General features: G+C 73.4%; 2 pseudogenes. Both read right to left on the bottom strand.

The features are described from left to right. Positions 1 to 5 precede the first annotated feature (5 nt). Positions 6 to 3308: pseudogene (locus tag ACFV9H_RS14850) on the bottom strand (type I polyketide synthase); the annotation flags it as partial. A 263-nt stretch (positions 3309 to 3571) separates the two neighbouring features. After that, positions 3572 to 13912: pseudogene (locus ACFV9H_RS14845) on the bottom strand (SDR family NAD(P)-dependent oxidoreductase); the annotation flags it as partial. Positions 13913 to 13969 lie beyond the last annotated feature (57 nt).

The raw sequence follows: 13969 nt of genomic DNA, 5'->3' as shown, positions 1-13969 counted from the left end.
GCTGGCTAGGAGATGCCGAATTCGCTGTCGAGCACGTCGAACAGCTCCTCGTCGGTGACCGTTTCGAAGTCGGGGCCGTCATCGGTCGGCGCCGGGCCGCCGTGGGCGTCGCGCCAACGGCGTACGACGGCCTCCAGCCGGGCGGTGATCGCGTCGGCGCGGGCGCCTATCACCTCCGTGTCCCCGCCCGTGGCGGGAAATCCGGTGAGCACGGCCTCGATCCGGTCGAGTTCGGCCAGCGCCGCGGCGGCCGGGTCGCCGGCCGCCGACTCGGCCTCGGACTCCATCCGCTCCGCGAGGAAGGCGGCGGCGGCCCGCGGGGTCGGATAGTCGAAGATCAGGGTGGCGGGCAGGTCGCACCCGCTGGCGGCGGTGAGTCGCTTGCGCAGTTCCACGGCGGCGAGGGAGTCGAAGCCCATGTCGCGGAAGGCGAGATCGGTCTCGACGGCGGCACTGGAGTCGTAGCCGAGGACGGCCGCGACGTGTGTCCGCACCAACGCCAGCAGGACCCGCCCGCTCTCCGCCGCCCCGAGCCCGTCGAGCTTCGCCCGCAGGGCGGCCGCGGCCTCGCGGGACTCCTCGACGGAGGGAACGTCATGGCCGGCGGGCGCGGAGCCGGTGGCACCGGTGGCGTCCACCCAGTAGCGGGTCCGCTGGAAGGCGTAGGTGGGGAGGTCGGTGACGCGGGCGCCACTGCCGGCGTAGAAGGCCGGCCAGTCGACGCGCACGCCGTCCACGTACAGGTGGGCCAGAGCCGCGACGAGGGCTTCCGGCTCGGGCCGGTTCCTGCGCAGGGCCGGTACGAGGACCGCCTCGTCAGAGTCGAGTCCCTGCGAGGCGAGGCCGGTGAGGATGCCGTCCGGGCCGATCTCCAGGAAGCGGGTGACGCCCTGCTGTTCCAGCGCTGCGACGGCGTCGGTGAACCGGACGGCCTCGCGGACCTGGCCGACCCAGTACTCCGGGGACTGCCAGTCGGCTTCGGGGCTGCCGGTCACGGTGGACACGAAGCCGATCTTCGGCTCGGTATAGGTCAACTGCTGGGCTACGGTCAGGAATTCGTCGAGCATCGGGTGCATGAGCGCCGAGTGGAAGGCGTGTGAGACGGCCAGACGGCTCGTCTTCCGGCCGACTGCGGCGAAGTTCTCGCCGACCGCCAGGACGGCGGCCTCTACGCCGGAGACCACTACGGAGTCGGGGCCGTTGATCGCCGCGATGCCCACCTCGTCGTTGAGCAGCGGCAGGACTTCCTCCTCCGTGGCCTGTACGGCGAGCATCGCTCCGCCGGCCGGCAGCGCCTGCATCAGGCGGCCGCGCGCCACGACCAGCCGGGCCGCGTCGGCCAGGGACAGCACCCCGGCGACGTGTGCGGCGGCCAGTTCGCCGATGGAGTGCCCGGCGACCACGTCGGGCTTGATGCCCCAGGCTTCGACAAGTCGGTAGAGAGCGACTTCGAGGGCGAACAGCGCGGGCTGGGTGATCGCGGTCGCGTTCAGTGCCTCCGCGTCCTCACCCCAGACCACCTCGCGCAGGGAGTGCCCGAGGTGGGCGTCGATCTCCGCGCACACCGCGTCGAAGGCCTCCGCGAACACGGGGAAGGCGTCGTACAGCTCGCGTCCCATCCCGAGGCGCTGCGCGCCCTGCCCGGTGAACAGGAACGCCGTCCGACCACCGCGCCGGACGCGGCCCGTCACCACGCCGGGGTGGTACTCCCCCTCGGCGAGGGCCGCGAGTCCGCCTTCGCGGTCGCTCGCCAGGACGACCGCCCTCTGGGTGAAGGCAGTACGTGACGCGGCCAGGGAGAGCCCGATGTCCGCCGCATCGGTCTCGGGCCCTCCCGTGACCCGTTCCCGCAGGCGGGCGGCTTGAGCAGCGAGGGACTGCTCGGTCTTCGCCGACACCACCCAGGGGACCACGGGGAGTTCGGCCCGCACAGCCGTCTCCCCCGTGTTCGCGGGCGCCTCCTCGATGATCACGTGGGCGTTCGTCCCACTGATCCCGAAGGAGGACACGCCGGCTCGCCGTACCGCACCGGAGGGCTCCCATGCCCGCGCCTCGGCGAGCAGTTCCACGCTGCCCTCGGACCAGTCCACCTGGTCGGAGGGAGTCTCCGCGTACAGGGATTTCGGCAGGATGCCGTGGCGCATCGCCATGACCATCTTGATGATCCCCGCGACGCCCGCGGCCGCCTGACTGTGGCCCATGTTGGACTTGATCGACCCGAGCCACAGCGGCCGCCCCTCGGGCCGCTCCTGCCCGTACGTCTCCAGCAGCGCCTGCGCCTCGATCGGATCGCCCAGCGTGGTGCCGGTGCCGTGCGCCTCGACCACATCGACCTCGGCCGCCGACAGCCCGGCGTCCGCCAGGGCCCGGCGGATGACCTTCTGCTGCGCGGGGCCGTTCGGGGCGGTGAGGCCGTTGCTGGCGCCGTCCTGGTTGAGCGCCGACCCGCGCAGCACGGCGAGTACCGGGTGGCCGTTGCGCCGGGCGTCGGAGAGCCGCTCCAGCAGGAGCACTCCCGCGCCTTCCGAGCAGGCGACACCGTCGGCGGACGCCGAGAAGGACTTCGAGCGGCCGTCGGAGGCGAGGCCCTGCTGGGTGCTGAAGTAGACGAACATGTCGGGGGTGGACATGACGGTCACCCCACCGGCCAGCGCCAGGTCGCACTCGCCCGAGCGCAGGGAGCGGGCGGCCAGGTGGAGGGCCACGAGGGACGACGAGCAGGCCGTGTCCACGCTCACCGCCGGGCCTTCGAGGCCCAGCGTGTAGGCGACGCGGCCGGAGACGACGCTGCCCGCTGTGGTGCTTCCGGGCTCCCGGCCGAGCGCGTAGTCGTGGTACATCACCCCGGCGAACACTCCGGCCGACGTGCCCTTGAGGGTCGTCGGGTCGATCCCGGCGCGCTCGATGGCCTCCCAGGACACCTCCAGCAGCAGCCGCTGCTGAGGGTCCGTCATGAGGGCTTCGTTGGGGCTGATCCCGAAGAACACGGGGTCGAAGTCGGCGGCCCCGTAGAGGAATCCGCCTTCGCGGGCGTACGTCTTGCCGGGCGCGCCCGGCTCCGGGTCGTACACCTCCGGGTCCCAGCCGCGGTCCGCGGGGAACTCGCCGATGGCGTCGACACCTTCCGCGACCAGCTGCCACAGCTCCTCGGGGGTGGTGACCCCGCCCGGGTAGCGGCAGCCCATTCCGACGATCGCGATCGGATCGTCGTGGTGACTCGAGCGACCGGAAGCGGCGGGGCGACGCTCGGCCTCCGCGAGCCGGCGGCGGGCCTCCCGCAGGTCGGTCGTGGCCCGCTTCAGGTATTCGAGAAGTCGCTCCTCGTTGCTCACCGAGACCTACTCCCTCTGGTCGACGATCCGTGGCGACTCACTCGCGGGACGTCCAACGTTGATCGGATTTGAACGCTACTGAGCCCGCCGAGGGACAGCCCACCCTTAGCCCACCCCTGTCGCGAGCACCGGTCGGGAAGGGGAAAACACGCGAAAGGCCGGGGTGCGTGACGGCTGTGGTTCAGCGTCACGCACCCCGGCCTGGTGGCCGATCCGCCCTGGTCAGGCGGTCCGGCGCGTCAGGGGGTCGCGGAGGAGCCGAGCTCGTTGTCGAGGATGTCGAACAGCTCGTCCGCGGTGACCTCGTCGAGGTCCTGGCCAGGATCCGGGATCTCCGGCATGGCGTACCCCTGGTCGTGGATCTGTGGTCCGTCGAGCCGGCCGGCCAGCTCCCGCAGCCGCTCGGCCAGTCGTGTGCGTTCGGGGCCGACCGGCGGGGCGTCGGTCGTCAGCAGGGCCTCCAGTTTCTTGATGTCGGCTTCCACGCCGGATACCGGCGCGGCCGGGACGAGGCGTGCGGCGATGTACGCGGCCACCTCCGCCGCGCTCGGGTAGTCGAAGATCAGCGTGGCGGGCAGCCGCAGCCCACTGGCCGCCGTGAGCTGGTTGCGCAGCTCCACCGAGCCGAGCGAGTCGAAGCCCAACTCCCCGAAGGCGCGGTCCGGTTCGATCGCGTCACCGGAGGCGTGGCCCAGTACGGCCGCGGCGTGGCCCCGTACGACGTCCAGGATGATCCGGTCCCGCTCCTCCTCGTCCCGCCCGGCGATCCGCTCGGCCAGCGAGGCCCCCTTCGGCGCCCCCGCGGCGACCCGCTTGCGGGCTGCCGGGGCCATGGCGCGTAGCAGGGCGGGCAGTTCGTCGGTACGGGCGCGCAGCGCGCCCGCGTCCACCCGTAGCGGCACGGTGGCCGCCAGGCCCGAGACCAGCGCGGAGTCGAACAGGGCGAGCGCCTCGGCCTCGGAGAGGGCGGGCGTGCCCGCGCGGCGCATGCGCTCCAGGTCTGCGTCGGTGAGGTGGGATGCCATGCCGGTGTCGACGGCCCAAAGGCCGAAGGCCATGGAGGTGGCCGGGAGTCCTTCCGCGTGACGGTGGGCGGCGAGCGCGTCGAGGAACACGTTCGCGGCCGCGTAGTTGCCCTGCCCCGCCGCCAGCACCAGACCGCCGGCCGAGGAGAACATCACGAACGCCGACACGTCCAGCTCACGCGTCAACTCGTGCAGGTGCCACGCCGCGTCCGCCTTCGGACGCAACACCGCGTCCATCCGCTCGGACGTCAGCGCACCGATCACACCGTTGTCGGCGACACCCGCCACATGGACGACCCCCGACAACGGGTGAGCGGGGTCGATGTCGGCCAGCACCGCAGCCAAGGCCTCCCGGTCCGCCACGTCACACGCGGCGACCACGACCGAAGCACCCGAGTCCGCCAGATCGGCGAGGAGATCCGAAGCACCGGGCGCATCCGCACCCCGGCGTCCCAGCAGCAGCAGGTTCCGTACGCCATGGTCGGCCACCAGATGCCGGGCCACGAGCGCACCCAGACCACCCGTACCACCCGTGATCAACACGGTCCCGCCCGCATCCCACACCGGCTCCGCACCCTCACCCACGGACACGCGGGCCAATCGCGGCACCGACACCTCACCCGCGCGGACGGCCAACTCCGGCTCGCCCAGGGCCAGAAGCTGCCTCAAAGCCACCGAGCCGTCGGTGTCGACGAGCACGAACCGGCCGGGATTCTCCGCCTGCGCCGCACGCACCAGACCCCACACCGGAGCCTGCCGCACATCCACCGACTCACCATCGACGACGGCCACCGCACCACGCGTGACCACCGCCAACACCGCACCCTCCGGCCGCTCCACGGACAGCCAGTCCTGCACCGCCTCCAGGACCGCCCGCACGGTCGTGCGCACGTCGGCGAGTACGTCGTCGGTTCGCGGCACCCCGACGCAGTCGAAGACGACGTGGGCCGGCACGTCGTCGGCAGCCTGACCACGCATGGGCGCGGGCTGCCATCCGACGCGGAGCAGGGCGTCGCCCGCGCCCGCGCCGAGCTGCTCGGCCGAGACCGGCCGGGAGAGGAGCGACTCCACCGACAGCACGGGGTGGCCGTGCTCGTCGGCGACGGTCAGCGAGAGCCCGTCCTGCTGGGCGACGGGGGTGATCCGCACCCGCAGCGCCTTGGCCCCGGGCGCGTGCAACGCGACTCGGTTCCACGCGAAGGGCAGCAGGGTCTGCCCGCCGCCCTCGCGGCCCGGGATGTCGAGCAGCCCGACGTGCATCGCCGCGTCCAGCAGGGCGGGGTGCAGCCCGAAGCGGACGGCGTCCTCGTGGGCCTGTTCCGGCAGGCGGACCTCGGCGTAGAGCGCGTCGCCGAGTCGCCAGGCCGCGGTGAGGCCCTGGAACACCGGCCCGTAGTGATAGCCGGCGGCCGCGAGATCCGGGTAGGCGCCGGTGACGGGCACCTCTTCGGCCCCCGCAGGCGGCCAGTCCGTCAGTCCCTCCGCCGCGTCCGCTTCCGCCACCGGGGACAGCACTCCCTCGGCGTGGCGCGTCCACGGCAGGTCCGGCTGGTCGTCGGCGCGCGAGTGGACGGCCACGGTCCGGCGCCCGGTGTCGTCCGCCGCCCCGACCACCACCTGGACGGCGATCCCGCCCCGCGCGGGGAGGATCAGCGGAGCCTGCAGGGTGAGCTCCTCAAGGAACCCACAGCCGAGCCGCTCGCCCGCCCGGATCGCCAGCTCGACGAATCCGGTGCCCGGCAGCAGGACGCTGCCGAGGACGTCGTGGTCGGTGATCCAGCCGTGCGTGCCGGCGGTCAGGCGGCCGGTGAGGACGGCGCCGCCGTCGTCGGGGAGGACGACGGCCGCACGGAGCACGGGGTGGTCGAGGGCGATCTGCCCGGAGTCGGCGGTGCCACCGGCGGCGGCGGGGGCCGTCATCCAATAGCGGGAGCGCTGGAAGGGGTAGGTGGGGAGTTCGACGAGCCGGGCGCCGGTGGCGGCGTAGTAGGCCTGCCAGTCGATGCCGGCCCCGGACACGTGGAGCTGCGCGAGGGCGGTGACCAGCGTCTCCGCCTCGGGGCGGTTCTTGCGCACGGTCGCGGCCAGGACGGCCTCGTCCAGGCTCTGCGCGGCGAGACCGGTGAGGATCCCGTCGGGGCCGATCTCCAGGAAGCGGGTCACGCCCTGCCCGGCCAGCTCCTCGACGGCATCGGCGAAGCGGACGGCCTCGCGGACCTGGCCCACCCAGTAGTCCGGGGACCGCCAGTCCGCGCCGGGGCGTCCGGTCACCGTCGAGACGAAGCCCAGCTTCGGCTCGGTGTACGACAGCTGGAGCGCGAGGGCCCGGTACTCGTCGAGCATCGGGTCCATCAGGGCCGAGTGGAAGGCGTGCGAGACCGCGAGCCGGCTGGTCTTGCGACCGGCCGCCGCGAAGTGCTCGCCCACCGCGAGGACGGCGGCCTCGACGCCTGAAACCACCACGGAATCGGGTCCGTTGACCGCCGCGATGCCCACCCCGTCGGTGAGCAGCGGCAGGACTTCCTCCTCCGTGGCCTGTACGGCGAGCATCGCGCCGCCGGCCGGCAGCGCCTGCATCAGGCGGCCACGGGCCACGACCAGCCGGGCCGCGTCCGCCAGGGAGAACACCCCGGCGACGTGGGCGGCGGCCAGCTCACCGATGGAGTGTCCGGCGACCACATCGGCCCGGACGCCCCAGGCTTCGACCAGCCGGTACAAGGCGACTTCGAAGGCGAACAGCGCGGGCTGGGTGATCGCGGTCGCGTTCAGCGCGTCCGCGTCCTCACCCCACACCACGTCCCGCAACGACCGCCCGAGGTGGACGTCGACCTTCGCGCACACCGCGTCGAAAGCCTCGGCGAAGACCGGGAAGGCCTCGTACAGCTCACGCCCCATCCCGAGGCGCTGCGCACCCTGGCCCGTGAACAGGAACGCCGTGGACCCCTTGCCCGCGACGCCCCGCACCACGCTCGGATGCGTCTCTCCCCCGGCCAGTGCGACGAGCCCGGCCTCCCGGTCGCCCACCACCACCGCCCGGTGCTCCATGACACCGCGCGCCACGGCCAGGCTGTACCCGATGTCCTCGGGGCTGTGCTCCTCGGCCTCGGTCGCGGCCAGCAGCCGTTCCGCCTGACCGGCCAGCGCCTCGGCGGACTTGGCCGACAACACCCACGGGGTCACCGGGAGTTCGACCTCCGCGGCTTCGCCCGCCGGCTCCTCCGGTGCCTGCTCCACGATCACGTGGGCGTTCGTGCCACTCAGCCCGAACGAGGAGATCCCCGCCCGACGCGGCCGGCCGGCGGCCCCCCACTCCCGGGCCTTGGTCAGCAGTTCCACCTCACCGGCCGACCAGTCGATCTCGTCCGAGCGTTCCTCCGCGTGCAGGGAGGGCGGCAGCACGCCATGCCGCATCGCCATCACCATCTTGATGATGCCCGCGACGCCGGCCGCCGCCTGCGTGTGCCCGAAGTTCGACTTGACCGAGCCCAGCCAGAGCGGCTCCCCTTCGGCCCGGCCCTGTCCGTACGTGGCCAGCAGCGCCTGCGCCTCGATCGGGTCGCCCAGCTTGGTTCCCGTGCCGTGCGCCTCCACCGCGTCGACCTCGGCGGCCGTGAGGCCCGCGTCGGCGAGGGCCTGGCGGATCACCCGCTGCTGCGCGGGCCCGTTCGGGGCGGTCAGACCGTTGCTGGCACCGTCCTGGTTGAGGGCCGAGCCGCGGACCACCGCCAGGACGGGGTGGCCGTTGCGCCGCGCGTCCGAGAGCCGCTCCAGCAGCAGGACGCCCGCGCCCTCGCCCCAGCCGGTGCCGTCCGCGCCCGCGCCGAAGGACTTGCAGCGCCCGTCCGGGGACAGGCCGCGTTGCTCGCTGAAGTACACGAGCATGTCGGGGGTGGACATGACCGTCACACCACCGGCCAGTGCCAACGAGCACTCGCCCGACCGCAGGGCCTGCGCGGCCATGTGCAGGGCCACGAGCGAGGACGAGCAGGCCGTGTCGACGGTCACCGCCGGGCCCTCCAGGCCCAGCGTGTACGCGACCCGGCCGGAGACCAGGCTCCCCGCCGTGCCGCCCGCGTAGTCGTGGTACATCACGCCCGCGTACACACCGGTGCGGCTGCCCTTGAGCGCCGCCGGGTCGACCCCGGCCCGTTCGATCGCCTCCCAGGAGATCTCCAGCAGGAGCCGCTGCTGCGGGTCCATGATGAGCGCCTCGCGCGGGGAGATCCCGAAGAACGCGGGGTCGAACTCGGCCGCGTCATACAGGAAGCCCCCGTCCCGGGCGTAGGACTTGCCGGGCACGCCCGGCTCCGGGTCGTACACGCCCGGGTCCCAGCCCCGGTCGTCGGGCAGCGGGGCTATCGCGTCGACCCCGTCCGCGACCAGCCGCCACAGTCCGTCGGGCGTGGTCACGCCTCCCGGGTAGCGGCAGGCCATGCCCACGATCACGATCGGGTCCTCGCCCCCCGCCCGGACGGCGGCGGCCGGTACCGCATCGGGGGCGGCGTCCGGGGTGCCGTCGAGCAGCTCCTGGACGTACCCGGCCACGGCCTCGGCCGTCGGGTAGTCGAAGATCAGGGTGGCCGGGAGGCGCAGGCCGGTCTCCGCGTCGAGCCGGTTGCGCAGCTCGACGGCGGTGAGCGAGTCGAAGCCCAACTCGTCGAACGCGCGGCGGGGTTCGATGGCTTCGCCCGAGGCGTGGCCGAGGACCGCCGCGATCTTCGTACGGACCAGGTCGAGGACGGCGCCGGCCCGGTCCGCGCCGGTCAGGCCCGCGAGTCGGGTGGTCAGGGCCGGGGAGCCGGTACGGGCCGACCGGCGACCGGGGGTCCGTACGAGACCGCGCAGCAGGGCGGGGGTCTCGTCGGCGTGCGCGCGGAGCACCCCGAGGTCCAGGCGTACGGGGACCGTGGCCGGCGCGCCCGAGCGCAGAGCGGCGTCGAAGAGTGCGAGTCCCCGGTCGGCGGGGACGGCCGGAGTACCGGCCTGCCGCATCCGTTCGAGTTCGGCCGCGCCGAGCCGGGTGCCCATGCCACCGGGGGTGTCCCAGAGGCCGAAGGCCAGGGACGCGGCCGGGAGGCCGGCCGCTCGGCGGTGGGCGGCCAGGGCGTCGAGAAAGGCGTTCGCGGCGGCGTAGTTGGCCTGTCCCGTCGAACCGAGGGTGCCGGCGATGGAGGAGAAGAGGACGAAGGCGGTGAGGCCGAGGTCTCGGGTCAGCTCGTGCAGGTGCCAGGCGGCGTCCGCCTTGGGGGCGAGGACGCCGCGCAGGCGCTCGGCCGTGAGCGAGGTGATCATCGCGTCGTCGAGCACGCCCGCCGCGTGGACGATTCCACGCAGCGGGTGCGCCGGGTCCACCCCGGCCAGGAGCGCGGCCACGGCATCACGGTCGGCCACGTCGCACGCTGCGACGACGACCGCCGCACCCAATTCTGCGAGTTCCTGGCGCAGTTCGGTGGCGCCGGGGGCTTCCGCGCCACGCCGGCCCGCGAGCAGCAGGTGGCGTACGCCGTGTTCGGTGACCAGGTGGCGGGCCACGAGCGCGCCCAGCCCGCCCGTGCCACCCGTGATCAGCACCGTCCCGGCCGGGTCCCACACCGTCTCGGGACCGACGGGGGCGGTGACCCGCACCAGCCGCGGGGCCAGCACCCGGCCCTCGCGGACCGCCAACTCCGTTTCGTCACCGGCCCGTACGAGGCCGAAGTCCGCGGAGCCGTCCGTGTCGAGGAGTATGAAGCGGCCGGGGTTCTCCGCCTGCGCCGCGCGCACCAGGCCCCACACCGGGGCCTGCCGTACGTCAACCGGATCGACGTCGCCGACGGCCACGGTGCCGCGCGTGACGACCACGAGGGTGGCCGCGGCGAACCGCTGGTCCGCCGACCACTGTCGCAGTACGTCCAGGACCCGTTCGGTCAGGGCGTGGACGGCGGACGGCACGTTTTCGTCCCCCGTCGCGCAGTCCAGGACGACCGTGCCGTCCACCGGGCCCTCCGCGGGCACGTCCTCCCAGCACAGCCACTCCCCCGGCGAGGCGGAATGGTCGGCCGGCTGCCAGACGACCCGGTAGAGCGGATCGACGGCCGCGCTGCCGGTCCCGGACTCCTCCAGAGCGCGTCCGACGACACCGCCCACCGACGCGACCGGGGCGCCGGAGGCGTCCGCGATCTCCAGGGAGAGGCTCTGGGGGGTCGGCCGGGTCATCCGTACGCGAGCAGCCGAGGTGCCGACCGCGAACAGTCGTACGTCCTTCCACACGAACGGCAGCACCGTGCCACCGTCGTGGCCCTCGGCGCCGTCCACCAGCGCGGCGTGCATCGCGGCGTCCAGCAGCGCCGGGTGCAGCCCGTACGCGTCCGCCTGCACGTCCTGGTCCAGCGCGACCTCGGCGTAGACGACGCCGTCGAGCCGCCAGGCGGCCGTCAGGCCCTGGAAGGCCGGCCCGTAGGCCAGACCCTGCTCGCCCAGGGTCTCGTACGCGCCGTCGAGCGGGAGCGGGACCGCGCCCGGCGGGGGCCAGGTGGTCAGGTCGAAGGCGGGTTCCTCCGTACCCTCGGCGAGTACGCCGTCCGCGTGCAGGGTCCACTCGGGGTCCGCGAGGCTCTCGTCCCGCGCGTACACCCCGACGCTGCGCCTGCCCGAGTCGTCGGCGGCTCCGACGACCACCTGCACGGCAGCGGCGCCGCCCTCGGGGAGGAGGAGCGGCACATGGAGGGCGAGCTCCTCCAGCACGTCGCAGCCGGTGTGCTCGCCCGCGCGGATGGCCAACTCGACGAAGCCCGCGCCGGGGAAGAGGATCGCGTCCCGCACCACGTGGTCGGCGAGCCAAGGCTGCGCGGCGACGGCGAGCCGTCCGGTGAGCACGGCGCCGCCCGAGTCGGCCAGGGTCACCACCGAGCCGAGCAACGGGTGCGCGTGACCGGCGCTCCCGGGCTTCACCGCGTCGATCCAGAAGCGGGTGCGCTGGAAGGAATAGGTGGGGAGGTCGATACGGCGGGCGCCCGAGGCGCCGTAGAGGGCCTGCCAGTCGACGGGAACCCCGGTGGTGTGCAGCAGGCCGAGGGCGGCGACCAGGGTCTCGGCCTCGGGGCGGTTCTTGCGCACGGTCGCGGCCAGGACGGCCTCGTCCAGGCTCTGCGCGGCGAGACCGGTGAGGATCCCGTCGGGGCCGATCTCCAGGAAGCGGGTCACGCCCTGCCCGGCCAGCGCTTCGACCGCGTCGGAGAAACGCACTGCCTCGCGGACCTGGCCCACCCAGTACTCAGGGGACCGCCACTCCGTGGAGACGGCGCCGGTGACAGTCGACACCACGGAGAGCGCAGGCTCGTTGAAGGTCAACTGAGCTGCCACAGCCCGGAATTCATCGAGCATCGGGTCCATCAGGGCCGAATGGAAGGCGTGCGAGACCACCAGCCGGCTGGTCTTGCGACCGGCCGCCGAGAAGTGGTCACCGACCGCCAGGACGGCGGCCTCGACACCGGAGACGACGACCGACCTCGGGCCGTTGACCGCCGCGATACCCACCCCATCGGCGAGCAGCGCCGCGACCTCCTCCTCCGTGGCCTGTACGGCGAGCATCGCGCCGCCGGCCGGCAACGCCTGTATCAGGCGGCCACGCGCCACGACGAGCCGCGCCGCATCGGCCAGGGACAACACCCCGGCCACGTGCGCGGCCGCCAGCTCGCCGATCGAATGCCCGGCAACCACGTCAGGGGTGACCCCCCAGGCCTCCACCAGCCGATACAAGGCGACTTCGAACGCGAACAACGCGGGCTGCGTGATCGCGGTCGCGTTCAACGCCTCCGCGTCCTCACCCCACACCACCTCCCGCAACGACCGCCCCAGGTGGACGTCGACCTCCGCGCACACCGCGTCGAAAGCCTCGGCGAAGACCGGGAACGCGGCGTACAGCTCACGCCCCATCCCCAGCCGCTGCGCACCCTGCCCCGTGAACAGGAACGCCGTGCGTCCACCGGGCTGCGCCTGGCCGACGACCACTCCCGGGTGGTCCTCCCCCGCCGCGAGAGCCGCGAGCGCCGCGCGTGCGCCCTCCCGGTCGCCGACCACCACCGCGCGGTGCTCGAAGAGGGACCTCGACGTCACCAGGGAGTACCCGATGTCTTCGGGGCTGTGTTCCTCTGCCCCGGCCACGGCCAGCAGTCGCTCCGCCTGTCCTGCCAGCGCCCGCGCGGACTTCGCCGAGACGACCCACGGCGCGACCGGCAGTGCGGCGGCCGCCGCTTCGGCCGCCGGTTGCTCCGGTGCCTGCTCCACGATCACGTGCGCGTTCGTGCCGCTCAGCCCGAAGGAGGAGATGCCCGCCCGCCTCGGCCGGCCCTCGACCTGCCAGAGCCGGGCCTCCGTGAGCAGTTCCACGTTCCCCACGGACCAGTCGACCTGGTCCGACGGGGCGTCAACGTGGAGGGTGCGCGGCAGGACTCCGGCCCGCATGGCCATGACCATCTTGATGATGCCCGCGACGCCGGCCGCCGCCTGCGTGTGCCCGAAGTTCGACTTGACCGAGCCCAGCCAGAGCGGCTGTCCCGCGGGGCGCTTCTTCCCGTAGGTGGCCAGCAGCGCCTGCGCCTCGATCGGGTCGCCCAGCTTGGTTCCCGTACCGTGCGCCTCCACCGCGTCGACCTCGCCCGGCGTCAGGCCCGCGTCGGCGAGGGCCTGACGGATCACCCGCTGCTGCGCGGGGCCGTTGGGTACGGTCATGGCGCTGGACGCGCCGTCCTGGTTGACCGCCGACCCGCTGACGAGCGCCAGCACCGGGTGGCCGTTGCGTCGGGCGTCCGACAGCCGCTCCAGCAGCAGGACGCCCGCGCCCTCGCCCCAGCCGGTGCCGTCGGCGGCGGCGGCGAACGGCTTGCAGCGCCCGTCCGGGGCGAGGCCGCGCTGCTCGCTGAAGTACACGAGCATGTCCGGGGTGGACATGACCGTCACGCCACCGGCCAGGGCGAGCGAGCATTCCCCGGACCGCAGGGCCTGGGCCGCCATGTGCAGGGCGACCAGCGAGGAGGAGCACGCCGTGTCGACGGTGACCGCCGGGCCCTCCAGTCCGAGGGTGTAGGCGGTGCGGCCGGAGACGAAGCTGCCCGCGCTGCCGTCGGCGTAGTCGTGGTACATCACCCCGGCGTAGACACCGGTGCGGCTGCCCTTGAGGGTGGTCGGGTCGACTCCGGCCCGCTCGATGGCCTCCCATGAGATCTCCAGCAGCAGTCGCTGCTGGGGGTCCATGGTCAGTGCCTCGCGCGGGCTGATGCCGAAGAACGCGGGGTCGAACTCGGCCGCGTCGTAGAGGAACGCGCCGTCGCGGGCGTAGGACTTGCCGGGCACGCCCGGCTCCGGGTCGTAGACGCCCGGGTCCCAGCCCCGGTCGGCCGGGAAGCCGGACACCGCGTCGGTGCCTTCGGCCACCAGCCGCCACAGGTCCTCCGGTGTGCCGGCCCCTCCGGGGTAGCGGCACGCCATGGCCACGATCGCGATCGGGTCGTTGCTCGCCGCGGTGAGCCGTGCGTTCTCCTCGCGCAGCCGCTCGTTGTCCGTGAGCGACTTGCGCAGTGCTGCTACGACCTGTTCCACCGATGTGCTGCTCACGTCATCCTCATCATCCAGGTC

This window comes from Streptomyces sp. NPDC059874 (genome assembly GCF_042731135.1).
Classification (GTDB): domain Bacteria; phylum Actinomycetota; class Actinomycetes; order Streptomycetales; family Streptomycetaceae; genus Streptomyces.
The sequence above is the reverse complement of the archived record's forward strand: the minus strand, read 5'-3'. Positions and strand labels throughout refer to the sequence as shown.